At 61.6% G+C, this 18,121-nt stretch carries 11 protein-coding genes; 1 reads left to right on the top strand and 10 read right to left on the bottom strand.

Annotated features, from left to right (window positions below):
- Positions 1 to 10 precede the first annotated feature (10 nt).
- Together I6F21_RS27255 and I6F21_RS27250 are read right to left on the bottom strand one after the other, a co-directional pair.
- Complete coding sequence (locus I6F21_RS27255; RefSeq protein WP_225183771.1) at positions 11 to 2,662, bottom strand: methyl-accepting chemotaxis protein; 2,652 nt, start codon at positions 2,660 to 2,662, stop codon at positions 11 to 13.
- A gap of 41 nt (positions 2,663 to 2,703) precedes the next feature.
- Entirely contained in the window at positions 2,704 to 7,122 is a 4,419-nt protein-coding gene (locus I6F21_RS27250; RefSeq protein WP_225183770.1) for a hypothetical protein, read from the bottom strand.
- 156 nt (positions 7,123 to 7,278) lie between these two features.
- Between I6F21_RS27250 and I6F21_RS27245 the strand changes: the two genes are divergently transcribed.
- On the top strand, positions 7,279 to 9,084 hold the full coding sequence (locus I6F21_RS27245) for a S8 family serine peptidase (RefSeq protein WP_225183769.1): 1,806 nt from the start codon (positions 7,279 to 7,281) through the stop codon (positions 9,082 to 9,084).
- Positions 9,085 to 9,537: 453 nt separating this feature from the next.
- Here I6F21_RS27245 and I6F21_RS27240 read toward each other — a convergent pair whose 3' ends face one another.
- The 8 genes from I6F21_RS27240 to I6F21_RS27205 form a co-directional block, all read right to left on the bottom strand.
- Entirely contained in the window at positions 9,538 to 9,807 is a 270-nt protein-coding gene (locus I6F21_RS27240) for a DUF2235 domain-containing protein (RefSeq protein ID WP_225130076.1), read from the bottom strand.
- Positions 9,808 to 9,836: 29 nt separating this feature from the next.
- Positions 9,837 to 10,010 (bottom strand): hypothetical protein, encoded by a 174-nt coding sequence (locus I6F21_RS27235; RefSeq protein ID WP_225130074.1) that lies wholly within the window; start codon positions 10,008 to 10,010, stop codon positions 9,837 to 9,839.
- Positions 10,011 to 10,069: 59 nt separating this feature from the next.
- Entirely contained in the window at positions 10,070 to 11,626 is a 1,557-nt protein-coding gene (locus I6F21_RS27230) for a DUF2235 domain-containing protein (RefSeq protein WP_225183768.1), read from the bottom strand.
- Complete coding sequence (qatD, locus tag I6F21_RS27225) at positions 11,626 to 12,414, bottom strand: Qat anti-phage system TatD family nuclease QatD (RefSeq protein ID WP_225130070.1); 789 nt, start codon at positions 12,412 to 12,414, stop codon at positions 11,626 to 11,628. The genes I6F21_RS27230 and qatD overlap by 1 nt, the downstream gene beginning before the upstream one ends.
- On the bottom strand, positions 12,411 to 13,685 hold the full coding sequence (gene qatC, locus I6F21_RS27220; RefSeq protein WP_225130068.1) for a Qat anti-phage system QueC-like protein QatC: 1,275 nt from the start codon (positions 13,683 to 13,685) through the stop codon (positions 12,411 to 12,413). Before qatC ends, qatD begins: the two co-directional genes overlap by 4 nt.
- On the bottom strand, positions 13,682 to 14,503 hold the full coding sequence (gene qatB, locus I6F21_RS39075) for a Qat anti-phage system associated protein QatB (protein ID WP_346656833.1): 822 nt from the start codon (positions 14,501 to 14,503) through the stop codon (positions 13,682 to 13,684). Before qatB ends, qatC begins: the two co-directional genes overlap by 4 nt.
- Before the next feature lie 25 nt (positions 14,504 to 14,528).
- Positions 14,529 to 16,400 (bottom strand): P-loop NTPase fold protein, encoded by a 1,872-nt coding sequence (locus I6F21_RS27210; protein WP_225183766.1) that lies wholly within the window; start codon positions 16,398 to 16,400, stop codon positions 14,529 to 14,531.
- A gap of 598 nt (positions 16,401 to 16,998) precedes the next feature.
- Positions 16,999 to 17,382 carry a hypothetical protein gene (locus I6F21_RS27205; protein WP_225130062.1) on the bottom strand — a complete coding sequence of 128 codons (384 nt, stop codon included), beginning with the start codon at positions 17,380 to 17,382 and terminating at the stop codon, positions 16,999 to 17,001.
- Between the last annotated feature and the right edge of the window lie 739 nt (positions 17,383 to 18,121).

Here is an 18,121-nt window from a genome sequence, read left to right as displayed (position 1 = left end):
TACGACAAAATCAAGCGTAAGAATCGGAATAGCCTTCAGACTGCTTCTTCTCGCCGGCGAATTGATATTCGACGTGCTGGGAGACACGCAGCGTGTAGAAGACGCTGATCTTGAAACTGAGCCGGAGCGTTCCGGACCCGATCATCAGCGCGCCGTCGTAGGTGACCTCCAGCAACAACGAAATGGCCGCCGTGATCAGGCCTGCGACGTCGACGTTGCCGCGCGCGAGTATGAAGACTGAAATTGCAGTGGTGTTGCCACCGGCGCCGGTCGACCACGTCATCGTTATTGAGCAGCCGACCTGAAGCCAGACGCCACCCGAGACGACGCCAAAGTTGAAGCCTAGTCCAACGCCGGCGACGATACCTACCTCGAGCGAATAGGTCAGGATCGGGTGAGGTTTGGCTACCGGGAGGAACGATAGCCGCTGCGTCAGGAATCCGCCGCCGTTCAGGATCCAGACGCTCAGCGTGAATGGCATTGTCTTGGTGGCGACCGACAGTTCGCACATCAACTCGAACTGAGGAACCGCGGCGATGCCGAACAGAATGTGCAACGAAAGGTTCGAGATTCCGAACACGCCGAGCTGCAGGTCCGGCAGGTCGATGTCGAGCGTGGCGGCGATGCCGGCGGGCACTCCGCCGCGCATCAGCGGTTCAATGACCAGCCCGTCCCCCTCGCCGGAAGCGGCGAGAAAATCAGTCAGGAACGCGAGCGCGTCGGCGAGTTCTACCCGTTCCGGGTCGATCTTGAAATCGATCTTGCCGGAGTCGTCGAAATACAAGCCAGTCTGACGGAAGGTGAGGATGTCCTGTCCGCCGGTCACGACTCTCCAGTCGCCGAAGATGCGGCCATTGAATGTCTTTTGGGTCCCGTCGCGGCCCACTGACATCCGCGCCTTGGCATTGAACTTGGCTTCGTCGACGACGATCTCAACGGGGCCGAACGACAGGAGGGGCGCGGGCTCGGTGAAGGGGACGTCGATGTCGGTCTGAAGCCAGGCGCGCATCTGGACGTTGTCGAAACCGTGCTGAACCTTGATGGCCTTGGAGTCGTCAAGATCCGGGAAGGCAAATCTTTGAAGCAGGCCGCGGAAATCGATACCGCCCATATTCGGTATGAGATCCGCGACGGACAATTGCTTCAGTTTGTCGGGAATGAACTGCTCGGCAACGCCGCTCGAGGGCAGCCGCACGCCGAACGGCTGAAGCATGTCACCGACCGCCTTGCCGGCCTTATCGGCCGCCGCAAGCGTATCCGAAACCCGGTTGACCAGCGCAATCGCCGGGGTCATGTCGACGACCTTGTTGGCCTCGGCGAGCACGTAGGCGACTTCTGGTCGATTGAAGCCGAGCCGATCCGTTTTTGGAGGGTCGCCGACGGCACGAAGGAGCCGTAAGGTATCGCTGCCTTCCTGATAGAGCCGATTGGCCTGATCGGCTAATTTTACTGGATCCGTTCCCAGCGCATCGCGCAAAGTCTCCTGGACCGCGCCGGAGATCTGTCGTGCACGATTTTCGACCTCGCGCGTGACGCGTTCGGCTTCTTCCGCGGCACGCCGCTTCAGGTCTTCGATGGACCCCTGGGCATCGTTGATGGCTTGCTTTACCGCATCGTCCAACCGTTTCTTGTACCCGTCGACGTCGAGGGCGTTCTGCAGCCAATCGGCGACCTTCTGCGCGTCCTTCCGTATCTCTCCTATAAAATTGTCGAATACCGCGCAGGCATCCTTGAGTTCCTTCCCCACGTCAACGATCGCGGCGGTGATGCCGGCAGCGAGCGCGTCGAGTATCTTCCGTAGAACGGTTGCGACAATTTCGCCCTGCGCAACCACGGCCTTCTCGATCAACCCGCTGGTGTCAGCTATCGCCGTCAGCGCCCGATGGATAGCGCCGGTGGAATCGGCATCGTCGTCGGGATCTTCGGGAGCCGAGAGGGCAATGATCGCATCGGCTATCCGATCGAAGATGCTGGTTGCCTCGGCAAGGCCCGCGTCGATCGTGTCTTCGAGAAACACGACGAGGCCGCGCGCGGCATTCTGCGCCTCGGCGATGATTTGATCGAGTTTGGTGGCGAGCGCTTGGAGTGATCCGCCGGCGGTGCCGAGACGGGCTTTCAATGCGTCCTCAAACTGCTTGAGCGACGCCTCGTAGGAGACGAGAGCCGTCCTCACGTCGTCACTGATCACAGCACCGACGTGAGTAAGACCACCGGCGAGCGTGATTGCCTGCCCCAACGTGTCGTGGATGGCCGGCAGGATGCGGCGCGCTGCCATGAGCGCTGCCGTATCGTCGATATGCGAAAGTTCAGTGTCGATTTGCTGCGCTTGCTTGCGAAGCTCGTCAAGCGTCGCGCGTGCCGACGCCGCGATCAAATCGTTGACCACCGTTGCCGCGCCGACGTCGTCCTTCAGCGTCTTGAACGTATCGTGGATCTTGCCGAGTGCGGCCGGAATTGCCACGTCTTGCGCTTCACCGAGTGAGGCGCCGGCTACTGCCTTAATGGCCTCGAGATCCGCCGTCACCCGCTTTGACAGCAGCTCGATGTCCGCTCTCCTTTCATCCGCGATGGTGGCGATCCGGTTCTGCAGTCCTGACAGCTTGTCGATCAGGTCGGCGCGTTCATCCGGCGATAGCCATGCATCCTCGCTGTCGAGGAACACGCTCACGTCGCGAACGATGCCAGCGATGTTGCGGATCGGCCTCAGGCCCCATCAAGTGTGGAATCGATCGCCTCGCCGGCGATCTTACGCAGACGTTCGACCTGTCCTTGGGCAGCATCGTTCAGGCGGTCTGCGAGCGAGGCGCAGGGCGATTTTGGGTCGATCTTGCTCAGATCGATTGACTTGAGCGAGTTCTTGACATCGGAAGTCGCGGCCCTGAGATCGCCGACGAAACTCGGATGGCTGAGTGCGGCGCCGATGGCTGCGACGGCGTCGTTTTTGACAGCGGTGAGAGGCTTCTCGGGGTCCAGTTTCTCGAGGACGCCGAGCGCTTGGCCGACTTTGGCATCGATGGCCGCCCGCAGGTCGGAACTGTGTTGCGTCAGTGACTGCCCGAAAGTCGTCAGTGGGCTTGGGGCGCCGACGGCGGCCCGTGGTGCGGCGCGGGCGATTGTTATGTTCTTGAGTATCGTCCCGGGGCCGCTCGGAGCCCGGCCGTGGGTGAGGACAGCCGGCTCCTTCGCACGGACCAGGCCGATGGTCATCCGCTCGAAACCAGGTGCGTGCGCCGGCTCTGACGGCATCATGGCGTCGGTGAGATTGGCGCTGTTGGGCTTCATGCGGCCCGCGGCCGGTGGCGGTAGATCGATGAAATCGATATCGCGCACCGATCGCCATGCATCGGTGTCGTCGCCGCTTTCGCCGTCGACCACGGAAGTGTAGAAGACGAGCTTTTCCGGCTCGTCGACCTCGACGGAAATTTCGCCGCCGCCTTCTCCCGCCAGCAGGAAACGAATCTGCGGCTTCGGATAGATCAGCGAGGGATCGTCTGGATTGATCGGGGGATCGCCTAGCCTGGTTGGGGCCAACACCGGCGGGAGGCTCGCGAAGGCCTTGTTCCACAGAGGCACTTGCCAGCCTTCGCGGCGCACATCGCCGCCCCAGCGGCTATCGACACGGATTTTGCCCGACTTGAACTCCACGCCGACGAGAAATCCGGCGGCCGCGATCGATTTGCCGTCCTCGGGATAGCGGCGCACCGGCTGCAGCAGCTCGACGTACTCCTCGACCTTGCGAAGGATCGGGCGTCCGGCGTGTTCGTCCTGCAACAGGCCGATCGGGTCGAAATTGAAGAATTGCGCGGAAGGTACGACGGACCGCTCATAGATGATGACGTGTTTGGCTCGATTCCAGAGGCCGCCGATGCGTCCGATGCGCTCGAGCTTGTAACGGTGGACGCGGCCCTGGCCGGTCTCGGTCTCGACAACGGTCTTCTTCTCGTCGAACAGCGCCCGCTGGCCGCCATAGCCGCCGTGCGCGGAGAGGTGGACGCCTTTCGTCGAACCCCCGTCCGCGTCCGGTCGGCTGTAGACCTTCATCAGGATATTGGCGCTCTCGAAAGCCCAGGCGACCCCGCCGGGAAAACTCTCCCGGTCGTCCTGGCTGGTCGAAAACGTCTGCGCGAGCTTCTTGGATTCGATCAGACCACCGGTATCTGCCGGGATTTCGCCTTGTACAGGCCAGCGAAGAGGGGTCGCGGGTCCATGTGCCGGGTCCGATCCTCCGGTGCGTAGCCTGAAACTTACGCCGTCCTCGATCTTCAGCTCGGCATCGGGGCGACCGCTCCAGAGCTTGTCGACGGCAAGTCGCCTGCGCTGGGCCCGCAACACGAGGCTCGCGAGTTGAAGATGGCTCTTCAGTGTCGCGCGAGACGCGCTCGCCGTATCGGACACGGGAGATACAGGCGCTCCGATCGTTGCGCCGATCTCGGTGACGAAGGCGTCGGTGCTCTTGTCGGTGGTGCTGATCCGGGTCGTCAAACCGTAGAGCAGCTCGAGCCGAAGCTCCTTCAAGCGGGAGCCCGGCGTCCGCATGGTCGGATAGCCCATGTTACGACGGAGGTTCCAGCCTGGCTCGCGGAAGTTGGTGTCCGCAAAGGTGGGGTCGACCTCGAGGCGTCCGTGCGCACCAAACCGCGCGGCCGCCGGGCGGCCTGGTTCGACATCTTTCGGTGCGCCGGCGATTGCGGTTGCGTTCTTCTCCATCGCCTCGCCGATGACCTGAGGCGGCAGTACCATCCGTACCGCCTCGGAAGGATCAAGCACGCGCCAGGACACGTCACCTTCGTCGCTCCATATCGCGACTTCGTTGCTCTGATCGGTGGCGGCCCGAGCAGGCTCGACATACTCCACGGCGGCGACCCGGAACGGGGTCGGGTCGATCACCAAGGCGAGCCGCTTTGGAGCTGCGCTGGTCGTCGTCGTCGATCTGATCGCGCGCAGCGAAAGGGAGACCGACTGATTTTCACCGGGCGCGAGTGATTCCGTGGCGACCAAGGCCTGAATGAGCTTTTCGTCATCGGGTTGCTCGGAGCCGCTGCGGTAGTCCAGTTCGAGCAGGAGCGGCTCGTCAGGGTCATCCGAAATGGGCGTCGGGCGACCGAGCAACTGCCTGCGGATCTGAGGAGGCAGGTCGTCCTGGCCGATTGGCTTAACGCGCTCGATCGGGAATTTAACGACCGCCTGCAACTGCGCATCTGGCAGCTCGTCACCACCGGATCGGGCAAGAAGCCCGGTCAGATCGGCCTTGGTGACCATCGTGAGGTCCGGGGCTTTCAGAAGCGAGAAGCCCAGCGCGCCGAGCGCTATCTCGGAGCCATCGGTGCTTTCGAGCGAGAAGCCAAACTTGATCGTCGGCACCGTGCCGAGATCGTCGGTCTGCGTGATAGCGGGCTGCCATGCCGGTCCGTCCGTGCACGCGCCGGGTTGGACATCGGTGCTCGCGGCGACGAACGGCGCGGAGATGCGCGCCTTGCAGACCGGCGCCGTGCCCTCCGTTGCGATCATACGAGCGAACGTCGCCGTACAGGGCGAGGCGAAGCGCGGATCCTCGTCCGACTTGCCTTTCTCGACGAGCTCGAATGCGGTGACCCCCTGCCACATATCGGGGATGAACCGCGGCTCGAAGGACAGGAAAGCCGTTTGACGCCGCTTATCGGCCGCATCCTTGACGGTGCCGGTGGTCGGCACGATGACACGGCGCCAGGCGGAATTCTCGCGCAGCAACCCGACTGCGTGCCACGGCATTCCGCGTTCCGACTTGCGTTTGGCCAGCGCGGGCATGACGCTTAGTGGCGTCCCGTCACGGACCTTACGCAGACTGTCATGCTCATCGTCGATGACGACATCGAACGCGTCGATGACGAAATCGGTTATCTGATCGGGTCGCTGAAGCTTTGGGTCCGCTTTAGGGTCGACGTTGAGCGGATCGAGGCGGGCGGCGACGATCCATTGCACCGGTAAGAACGGCTTGAGGCCGCGGGCGCCGATGTCACCGACGCGTTGCTCTTGGGAGAAGCGGACCCGGCCTTTGACCGGCAGGAGCTCGGGTTTGGAAAAGAACCGCTTGAGGATACTGCCGATCTTGCCGCTATAGTTCCAAAGGGTTAGCTCGAAGCGCAAAGCGACACGGATGATGTCATGGGAGCCCGTGTCCTTGTTGAATTGGTGCTCGACCGCACGAAGCCCGAATTCGCGGCGCGGACGGTTGGGCGGTTGACTGGGAATGCCCTGATCGACGAACAGGGGTATTACGTCGACCTGATCGGTGGAGAGATTGCCGTCATCGGGTTTGACGATCGCGTCGATGAAATCGCTATTTGCATAGCGTAGTGGAATGATGCTGAGCGCGGGTTCTCCACGATCCCATGGCCCGATCGTGAGCGCGATCTGGATAAGCCGGCAAAGCGCGCCTCTCGGCGCGGCGGCGATTTTCCACAAGGATTGTGTCGTTGTCGCCTGGACCAAATCGAGGCCCACGTGAAAGCGGCTGTCATAGCGGTCGCCTGAGGTGGCGACTTTCGGCCTGATCCAGTGGCCGTTCAACGCGAGGCGAACTTGAAGCCTGATCGCGAGCGCTTTGAAGCTGCCGGGTTTTCCGGTCGCCGGCGTAATGACGAGCTTCGAAACCTGCCATCGCGGCGCCGGATTGTCGGCCAGCGTGCGGGCCAGGGCGATCGTATCGAAGCGGGCGAGCGGACCTTCGTCGAAGACGTCCCAGGCTTTCTGCTGCCGCTTGATCGGATCCTTCTCCGCCGCATAGTTGGTCGGCGCGCGATATGCCGTGAACAGAGCGATGCCGCGAAGCTCGATGGCAGATGCTGGCGGGGTTGGGTCTTGATCGTCATCGACGGCGACGTGACCCAGATGCGGGTCGTTCGCGTCGCTGCCGTCGTGATAACGGGCATTCGCCGCGTAGAGCGGGTTCTTCGGGGCGAACGGGTTGTCACGATCCCTGAGAAGGTTTTTGAAGACCGCAAGATCGTAGCAAACGTAGCGCCAGTCGGTTCCGTCCAGATCGTTGGTGCCGATGACGACGGCCTCAAGCGGGCCATCGGACCTGTCTTCCATCGCGCGAATGGCGATAAAGGAAATTCTAGCCGGCCCAGCGACGCCCGCCATGGTCCAATCCCCTAAGGAAAAACGTCGTGCCCGAAAATAGGAAGTCTAGAAATGCGGTCGGACGAAATGGTCCGAGACCCTCTTGCAACTTGCCGTAGAACGCTTGATCGGTCAATATCGAACGTGTCTTACCCTCCACCGATTGCGAGAAACGACATGACGATCATCGATCCGCATCTGCAATGGATGTACGACGACACGCCCGCACACGAGCGGGCGACGACACGGGTGCCGGTCACGTTCGAATGGCATGGCGATCTTGATGAACTTGTGGCCTTGGGAATGCGGCTGCACGCGACGGCCGGCGGCATCATCTCTGCCGAGATGCCTCTGTCGAGCCTGCCCGAGGTCCACCGCCTGGGCATCGAATACATAGAGCTCGCGCGCACGCTATACTCGCCATTCGACGTTAGCCGATCCGACATCAAGGCCGACGTGCTGCAGCCCGTGATCGGAAGCGAAGTGGGGAAGGGGGTGATCATCGGCATCGTCGACACTGGCATCGATTACACGCATGCGAGCTTTCGCAAACCCGATGGCAAGACCCGAATCCTTTCGATCTGGGACCAGCGCCTCGAACCGGTGCCGGCACGACCGGGTCGTCCGCCCCGCTTTCCCTCGGAAGGTTCCCCCGGAAACAACGTTGACGGTACGGCTCGCAGTGGCGTGGAATTCACCGAAACCGCCATAAATGACGCGTTGAGAACGGGTGGACGGCCGCTGCGCACCAAAGACGTGCCCGACGATCCACACGGAAGCCATGTCATGGGAATTGCCGCTGGCAACGGCGCCGTTTCGCCCGGCAGCCCGGCGGCAGCTTTCGTCGGAATGGCTCCGGCCGCGGATCTGATCGTTGTCGCCACCAAGTTCAACTTTGCGCTGATACGGCAGGGGATCGAATACATCCAGGAACGAGCGAGAGCGCGCAATTGTCCCTCCGTTATCAATCTCAGTTTGGGCCAACCGCTGGGCGCGCGCGACGGTCGTAGCCTGGATGAAAGGGCGATTGATGCTGCGCTCGGGGCCGAGGGGCGCGCCATCGTCATCTCGGCCGGCAACGATGGAAACAAGAACAAGCACGTTCGGGGCAGGATCGCGCGCGGCGCCACGGATCGGATCACTTTCCGCATCTATGACAGGCAGATGGCCAAGGAGCTGGACATCGAAATCTGGTACGGTCTGAAGTCGACTGCGGAAAGGTTCGATGTCGTTCTCACCGATCCTTCGGGCGTTTCAATGTCGCTCGCGGCCGGCGGGGGCTCGGTGCGGCGCACGCTCGGCCGCTCGACCGTTAGTCTCGCATCCGCCATTGCCGTTCCTGCCCACAACAAGAACCGGATCAGCATCGCCATTCGTCGGGACGGTCTGCGGATTGCTCCTGGGACATGGTCGATTACCTTGTCGGGTGTCACCGTGGGGACCGGTGCCGACGCTGGCGTTTATCATGGTTATCTACGTGCCCCGAAAGGACGCAAGGGGATTCCCGCAACCGCGTTCACCTCGTCGCAAACGAGCGCCGCGAGTACCGGTACGATTCCGGCGACCGCGCTCAAGGCCATCTCGGTTGGAGCATACGTTACGAGACCGTCCGCAGATCTGCACAAGCCCGCGGCGTTCTCGAGCCAGGGACCGACGTTGGACGACCGTCAATTTCCCACCCTGTGCGCGCCCGGTCAGTTGATCATTTCGGCGAAGGCCATCAACGCCGAGCCGCACCCGGAGTTCGATGTTGCTGGCAAGCCATTTACGGCCAAGCAGGGTACCAGTATGGCGGCTCCGCATGTTGCCGGCGTGGTTGCGGCGATGCTGCAGGTGAAGCCCACGCTCAAGCAAGATCAGGTCGCCAAGCTGCTCGGTGACCACGCCGACGCCCCGCCTGCGCCATTGCCGAACATTTGGGGGCGCGGACGCGTCAATGCGCTGAATTCCGTGACCGCAGCGAAAGCACCGGTAGGAAGTTGATCGCAACACGAATTTGGCGCGACGGAGCGAATTCGACCTTGCGGCACGCTCGAGCGTGCGGCGCCGAACACAGCCAAAAAGCTATAGACGACCGCCATAGTTGGCCTTCTCCCATTTGAGCTCGATATCGTCAGCGACCAAGTCTCGGCGGTGCGGCCTGATCTGATCGAAGTAATGCTTGAAGTCGACGTGTACGCTCATGTTGTCGGGCGATAGTTTCCCGTCCAGTCGTACAGCAGGACCGACCCTGCCGCCAAGCGTGCATTGACGGGTGTGCATTGGCGGTGGACTCGCCCGTGTTCGGATCCACGGGGAGGCGACGCATGCCGGCCTTGAGCAATCCACCGGCCTGGTTGTTGGGCTGGGGGCCGGCCGGGTCCGGCGAAAGCTGCAGGACGCTTTTGTCATGCTTGAGCCCGTCCGGGATAAGCGATGCGCCGGCAACCATCCAGTTCAGGGCCACATCCGACACGCGGCTTCGTTTTCCAAATAGCCGCCGCCGATATCGGCGTGCACGCCCGGGAAACATACCTGCTCGAAATACAGGTTGCCGTGGACGTCGCGTTCGCCCGCTTTTTCCGCCGTCGGGGACCACGGGAAACTTCTGAAATCCGCACGGTTCTCGTCGATCGAAATCGCATGCTTGGCGTAGATCGCGAGTTCAGTTTGGTGATGTTGGCGAGCCGGATTACGATGTGGTCCTCTCGCCAAAGTCCTGGCCATCAAACGCCGGGTGCAACTCGCCGCTCCGGCTAGCTATCTAATGTCTCGCCGTCCCGATGCGTCGCAACCCAGACGTCCTGAATCACTTTGGGGCGTTCGATCCCGTGCTTGTTCAACTCCGCCTCCGGAACGCTTTGCATGAAGGTGAGGGAATAGACCCGGTGGTTGTCGTCGAGAATGCTCAGACCGCCCTCGATCGGCATTGTGCGGTCCTTATCCGATAGGCCCACCAGCGATTGGTTCAAGGGGTTCGCGCGGGATTTCAGCTGGGTGGCGTTGAGTTCGCCGCAGTTCCGACCTGGTGATAGTACTGCTTGAAGGCGTTGTGGTTTGCGAGTGCATCGGGACGATAGGCGCCGACCCGCGTGCATTGAAGGACGCTGGGCAGGTCGAAGCGCGCCCCGACGGTGGGATGGACCTTGGCCGCCGGGTCGATATTGCGGATCTTGGTCTCCCAGTTTTGGCGTGCGACGTACTTCTGCAGCCACGACCATTTCGGAAGTTTGGCGGCGTAGCCGTCAATCGTGTCGCGCATGCCGGCGACCTCGCAATGCTGCACGCCGTCGGCCGCAGGGTAGACGTTCAATGCGGGGCCAAAGTCGCCGGTGTTCGGCATCTTGACGCCACCCACGAAAATGGGCCCGGTCAGGAGTCCGTTCGGAACCGAAACGGCCTCGTGGCACATCCATTCGAGCGCGACGTCAGATAGCCGAGATTCCGGCTCCGGATAGGAGCCCCCGACGTCCGAATGGTTACCGGCGAACCACCATTGGCGGAGCCGCTCATGCCCCGGAAAGTGGGGAGAGCCTTCATCGCCTCCGCCCCATGCGACGCGGTCGAAGTCCTTCCGGGTTTCGTCGATCGCGTTCGCCGAGCGAGCGAAAGCGACGTGTTTGCTCAGCAGACGATCGAAGTTTTCTCCCTTCCATACGGCCTTGTGGGATCGGAACTCCCCAGGCTTTGGATAATCGCTGATCGTCTTGGTATCGGCCTTGGTTTGCCAGTACCAGAACGCGCCAAGGGCTGCGCCAACAATGGCGACTTGCGCAACAAAGCCGACCAGCATGAAGTTCGTGCCGAACAAGGCGCTGTACAGCACAGCGAACAGCATGGACGGAAGGAAGCCGGCAGCGAAGGCGACGGCGGAGACGCCGGCCGCGAGGCCGGCCTGAATAACCAGGTAGCGCATGCCACTGGCCCCCAAGGCGGCGACGGTGTCGAACACACCGATGAAGTATGGAGCCACGTTGGAATCAGTGCCATCGCCGGACCGGTACTTGAGCTGAAACCGTCGCGCCAGTTCGAGCCGCTCGTACTCAAATTCAGCTCTTGGATGGCCCGCGCCGTGCTCCAGCACGGTATCGACGGCCTCCCAGGCGATGTCCTTGGCGGCCTTGCGGTGCCGCATGAGCGGACCACCAGGGGTCTCGGTGGGCACTCCGCACAGCATCAGCAAGTTTGCCAAACTACGTACCGTGTAGGCGCCACGGCTGAAGCCGAATAGAAAGATCCGGTCGCCCTCTTCGTAGTGATTGATGATGAATTCGTAGCAGTCGGCGATGTTGCGCTTGATGCCAGCGCCCGTCACAGAGCCGAGCAGTTTCTGGACGGAGCGGACAGGAGCAGTGAGGGCGGTGGCGCCGATATCGGTGCCCAGCCCAGCATCGTAGAACACCACTTGTTTCGACGGATCGATGGCTGTGTCGGCGTGGTCGCGCGAGATCCGGTACATCTTGTAGATGTTGCTGATGCGCTGCTCTGGACGAGCACCCCCGTCCTGACCGGTACCATCCGAAAATACGACGACGTTCTTGCCCACTATATCCTCCCCACTCTACTCCCTGGTGCCGCGCGGGTGGCATCCGGCTCAACCGGTGGGGCCGCGCTGGTCAGGCGTCTTAGGTTCTCCATCAATCGATCCCGAACGTCGTCCTCGCTGACGCCCCAGATAGCGGCGAGCGTTCCCTCCGCCATTGCCGCATCCCAGGGCGACAGTGGACGACCGTCGACTTGTGCGAAGGGTCCATCCGTTTCCGTGAGCACCTGGCTCGGTGGCATCGCCGCCGTTATCGCGCGACCTTTCTCGCTCGCCAGCATCGCCGGTCCCACGCTGAACCAGCATCCCTGGTCGATGGCGCGCGCAAGCTCGTTCTTGGACCCCGAGAACCAGTGCAGCACGGCCACGCCGGCATTGGCGTTGGAGGCGAGCGCCTCCAACACGGGTGTGGCCGCACGTCGGCTGTGGATTGTCAGAATGCGCCCGCCAGCGGCATCGCACATGCGCAGGATCTGCGTGAACACGCGATGCTGGACCGTCCAGGTGCTTTTGAGTTCAGGACCTCCATCCAAGCCGATCTCGCCGACGTACCTCGACCTAGGAAGAAGGTCCTCGAATAGTGCCAATTCTCCCTGACGGTCGTTTGCGAGCTGCGGATGCAAGCCGAGTGCGGTGCGGATGCGCGCTGCGTCTTTCGCGAGGGCAGCCGTGCCCGACCAGGCCGATGGGGTAGTCGTCACGGACAGGACAAAAAGTCTGCGATCGATGCATTCCTTTGTAGTTGCGACCGCATCCGGATAGAGATCGAGATGAGCGTGGAAATCGATCACTTGACACCGTGTTTCGCATGCAGGGCCCCGAGCTCTGCCAGTCCTCGTCGTAGCATATCCTTGAGCGCCTCGCGCTCGTCAAGGCCGCGCCATGAAAGGGCGCTTCCCAGCCAAGCGTCGAAACCACCATCTTTCGCGGCGGCCAGCGCCATTCCGACCGATCGCACGTCATCGAACCCGGCGTGATCCGGGTCGTCTCGTCCCAGTTCTTCAAACACGTATTCGGTCGAATCGGCGCGCCCCCATGCCAGGAACGCCGCTCGCCGCACCTGGCATGGGACGCAGCGGCCGCAATGATGGTAGTTGTAGCGCTGAAATCGTCCGCAACTCGTCGAGCTCGCCGCCAGCCTGCGCAGCAGCGGCTGATCTTCGCATTCCTTCAGCATCTCCCCCTTGGTTTTGGCGGCGTAGGGAGTGCGGATTCTCACACCAAGGTTTGCTGCGTTCAAGATGCTTTGAAATTGCGCCAGAAAGTAGGGGTGGGCGGTACGCGTGCTCAAGCTGCCGATGCGGCTTCCCGTCAGCGGCGGGTTAACGGCGATGAAGCCATTCTCGCAAATGTAGAGCGGCAGGTCGCCGCCGGGTCGATATGGCTTCAGGGCGGTGGCGACCAGGACGCCGAAGGCCAGAAATATGATCGATCGGGCCCTCTGCGACGTATCCTCGACCCCCGGCACCACCGCGTTGTCATTCAACTGAAAATGTTTCAATCCGCCACCGATCAAGGACGCGAAGTGAAGCTGCTTTTCCGCGTCTCCGCGGACTATCTTGCTGATCGCGACAAGCCGATCCCCATCGGCGCCAAGATCGATCGCACCGCTCAGGCTGTCGAGACCGCCCGAAAGAAGCACGACGGCGTTTTCCGGGGGCCTAACGATCCGTTCGGGCGGAACCGGTGTGCGACCGCCGGCGATGAAGTGAAATTGCCAGCGGTCCGTCGTTAGAAAGGCCAACGCGTCCGCAAGCAGGCCGGCCAGTCCATTCCAGAACGCGGGCTCGGCGACTGCAATCTCCAACTCGAACTCGCGAGTCCACCCATCCGGACTTTCGGTCCGCAAGCCGGCGGCGTCTGCCGCCATGATCGACATGGCGATCGATAGCAGATCCCAGGCTCTCCGAGCCGGGGCAAGCCGCTCCCTCCGGATCTCGTTACGAACAGCGGCACCGGCGCTGCCACGGTCGTCAGCGCCGGCCTGGCCGAAGAGAATGACCCTAAGAGCTCCTTGTTCGTTCAGCCGGCCGACGTCGGCCGGTGCGCACAGCAGCTTCATTCTTCGTACCCTTCGAAGACTTCGAACGTATCTCGAAGCGCGTCCTGAACAATGCGGGCGACTCGTCCGGCGGTCAGCATCCGTCCGTGGTCCTTCAGCTTGCGAAAGGATGCGGCAACGGCCTCGACGATATAAGTACGCATTTGCTTCAACCGCGCCATCGCGACTGTGGCGGTCGCCGCCTTCTCGAGCAAATGCTTGCCGACATCGAGTTCGAAGCGGCGCGCTACATCTATTGCAGAGAACCTTTCGATGACGAAGTCGCGCTCGATGTTCGACAGATTGAGCAGGTCGGCGTCCGGATATTGGGCAAGCAGGTCGGACATGGCGTCGTGTATCGCCGCCCGTTCGGCTTCCGCGTCCTGTGTTCCGTCGACGGGCCTGACCGCTTCTATGATTGCGGTCGCGATGTCCTCGGCGGAACGCCCGGCCAGAGCGGTCGCGTCGACCGGCGCATCCGCGGCGCCGTTGGCGGTTGAGTACAGCGCATGGCTGAGCGCTCCTGCCGTCTGCGCCGTGCCACCGAATCGACTGGTCGTAACATTGGAGCCGCCGTAGCCGCTACGGACGTAGTGCCCAAGTCCCCGCCTTAGATCGCGATCGTCTCCGGATCGCGCAAAATTGCCAAGGCTCGTGCGGACGCCACCGAAGCGCTTTTCGGGCGCAAGTCGCGGCGGCGTGAGGACAGCCGGCGGAGCTAACGGCGGGGGCGACGAAGTACCTTCCGCCGGCGGCGCGTCGGGGTCGTCGGAAGGAGGCGGTGGAGCGAGAGGTGGTACCGGATCCTGTGGCGCGGCGGGCGTCCAGGGCGGTACCATCGGTACGCCCGGACCGGGCCCATCGCTAGACTGCGACGTTCCCATTGTCCCTCGTCTTCTTGATCGCGTTCTTAACCGTCCTCGAGATCGCGGGCGACGAACTCCATGCATCGAGAATTGTCGCTGACCACGCGCGATCGGCAATCTTGGGAACGATGCTTGGCTGAATTTGCTGGGCAGGGCGATCAGCCAAGAACGCCGCCAGCCTTGAACCCTGGACTGGATCCGCTTCAACCAAGGCAATACATGCGTTCAATATCGGCGGTGCTCCCCATTCCTGCTCTTTTCTAGCGCGTTCAAGCAAGCGGTCCATCATCACCGTGGTTTCGATGCGTGCGACCCGCGCGAGCCCATCCTTGAGAGTGGTCGCCATTTCCGGATGTTCGAGCAATGCGGCGAGCAGCTCCGCCGCGTCGGACGACAAGCGATCCTCGGGCGTAATCAACGGTGCATATTCGCGGCTGACGTAGAGTGCACCACGAAGATCGGTATCGTGCAGGGGCGGCGAGAGCGCCAACCATTCTTTCACGAACTCGCCCGTCCACGGCGCCTTCAAATCCAGATCGCGGCCGGCAACCGCGCCTTCTTCCCATTCCTTGAGAAAGGTGGGCTTGCCCTCGGTATCGATGCTGACGTTTTTGACCAGCTCGGCGTAAGCAGCAGTGTCGCCGATACGCTCGAACAAAAGCAGTTTGGCCAGCACGGCCTCATCAACGCCGACGCCCTGCGCTTTCGAGATCGTCAAGCGGATCGAGAGAGCGTTCAGGAACCGCTTGATCAGTCGCGGATTACCGAGAATGCCGGAGGCGGTCGTCATCAGCGAAGCGAGTCGTTCGGCCGTGTCGAACTGACCGACGAGAGATTCCGGGAACGCAATTCCGAGACTCTGAAGGAAGGCTCGATCGACCTTTTTCCCCTGCCAAGTCCGCCTGAGCTGCCCAATCACAGCAACCCGGACCTTCTCCTTATGGTCGTCAGAGAGCTCGCTGTTGTCGACAAACAGGAGCATCATGTAAGCGCGGACCTCCTGGGTGCCGAGCTGCGGCACCCTGATCGGAACCTGGATGAGCTTGTCGAAATAGTTGGTGATTAGGAGGTCGTCGTTGACGCCGACAAAATGCTTCTTCACCGCGTGCTTGATCATGTCGTTGTCGGCCGCGATGACGAAGGCGGTGTTTTTGAGGAACAGGAAGAGGCGGATCGCCTCCAGCGTCGAAATCGTCGTTTCGGGCAGACAGCGATCAAGATCGTCGATCAACACAACTAGCGTGATCCCGAGCTCCTCCAGCGTTTGTTCGAAGGCATCGCGTAGCGCCTGAATTTCCTTCGGTGGAGACGTTTCGTCCTGCGGCTTCAGGAGCTCGCTACCCTCTTTTGCCACATCCGCTGCAGCTTTTTTGACGTCGGCGGCGGTGTCCTTCCCAAGGCCCTCGGCCAAAACCTTCTTGCCGAGCTCGAAAATCTCGCCGGCGGCTCCGACAGGAGGTACTCCGAAGTAAAGCGAGGCGGCCGAGGTGGCGAGGAGCTTGGCAGCCCGCAACCACTTGATCCGCTTGGCGAGCGACTTCACCTTGTCGAGCGCGGTTGCACGGGTCTTGGCCTCTTCCTCAAGCCTATCGGCGATGACGTCCATAAGAGCCGCACGTGCATCATCGTAGCCTTGGTATAGCCATGCGTTGAACTCGACGAACACGTATTTGCTCGCGCCACTCTTCTTTTCGCGGGCCGTGACCGCGGAGCGGGTGAGCTTGATCATCGACGACTTGCCGATACCCCAAGCCCCCGAGACACCGATGGAAATTGGTCTGCTCTTGGCCTGGACGATGATCTCGGCGACCGTGTCAGCCACGCCGGAGAAGTTCAGGAAGTCGCGTTCGGTTTCGTTATCGGGCCACATCAGCAATCTCGCGCGTTGTCATGGCAGCTCTCACCTTGCGATCCGGCCTCGCAAAAAGCGGACGTGCCTCAGGGAGAGCCTGGCGGAGCCGCCAAATGCAGCACATCGTACCGCAGGGTTGCCGAAAAACGCGACCACGACCCTTCTTCTTACGCGTCAAGGTTGAGGGAATCATATCGTGCAGACAAGAAAATCGTCACATATCCCAAAGTAAGACGGATGTCCAAGTGGTAGCCAATCCATTGACTCCAGCTCCAATGCTCCCAGCTGAGGCCGCCTTTGGCTGCCAGGGCAAGCTTGTCGAGCTCAGTGAAGGGGCGGCTGATGAGCGTTCTCCCCAGCACAAAGGCCGAGTATGCCCCCGCGACTACGTCCTGAGAGCTTTTCAAGACGGATCAGCTTCGGCAGGGCGACCGAAACTGATATTGTAGTGGGCGATTACCGTGGTTGAAAAGCCGCCGCTCCTCATTGCCTCGACACTGGTTCTGGCGAGCCCCTAGTCGTCGGGCTTCAGAAGGGCAAATTCCACACGAAATAGAGAAGCGCAGCAATGGCCCCCCAGAAAAGTATGCCGCGGAAGATGAAAGCGAGCGCCATGTTAATCGCCGTCTCGCCCAAGCCGCTGCGCCATCGCAATTCCATCGATCGCGTCTGCCAGTCCTCCTAAGAAAACCCGATACCATGCATCATCATCGGGAAGTTCCCACTCTCGTAGGCTGCCGACGTAACGGGTCAGAGCAATAACGCCCGCGATCGAGGTTGGCGTTGAACGGATGAGCACATTCGCATGCTCCGCGAGAGCATGGGTCCTTTGACTGCTGATTTCGTCGGCGGCATCAAACTCGGGCCCATCGAGCTTCGCCGATACGGACAAGGCCGCATCGTAATGCGCCGACAGCTCGCGATGACGCTCAATCACTACGAAGGTTAGATCCCGATCGGCTGCAGCAGTCGACTGGGTGGAAATTTCCTGTGATGACAATGTTGGCCCCGAGCAAGTAGCAGGCCTGCGTTAGCATGGCGGCCATGATGATAATCAGCGTAGAGGGTCGTTCATCTGCGGTATTTCTGCGCGATCGGATTGGGCATTCAGACGAGGTCACCGGCTCCATTGGAGATCGAGACGTTTCGGGGACAGGCGCGCGCCTTACTCGCGCCGGAAAACGGCTCGGCTCCAGTTGTTCCCGGCGTAAAGCTGCATATTTGCGCGTATCAAAGGTTGTTAGCACGCATCGGCTGCGCTTGGATACGCTTCCACATTCGAAAGGGGCGGGCGAAATATGAAGTTGATTGCAATAGTTGCCGGTCTGTTGCTGCTCGGCGTGATCGGACAAGCAAACGCACGCGGAGGACATGGAGGGCGCGTCAGCTACGGCGGCGGACATCACACGACCAGTCATGGCGGCAGCTATTTGGGCGGATCCGGCTCATCACACCGTGGCGGGACTTATCTCAATTCGAGAACTGGCAACCGTTACGGCACTCATCGATAACGAGCTCCGCGCGTGGTCGCCGATGCAAAGCCGATTGGTGTCGTTGCCCAGCGTCGATGAGGTCACGGCCATGTTGCCCCAGTCCCGGGCCACGGCGTTGGCACCCGGAGCAGCGAGGCGGACACGACAACGCGCATGCCTGCAGCTTACGGAAGGGGCGGGCGCTTCGTCCCTCGTCTGTTCAACAAAGTGGCAGGAGTGTTGCGCGCAAGTGCTTCAGTATACGCC

The organism is Bradyrhizobium sp. NBAIM03 (assembly GCF_020194055.1).
GTDB classification, from domain to species: domain Bacteria; phylum Pseudomonadota; class Alphaproteobacteria; order Rhizobiales; family Xanthobacteraceae; genus Bradyrhizobium; species Bradyrhizobium yuanmingense.
This window is presented reverse-complemented; position numbering and strand designations above follow the sequence as displayed.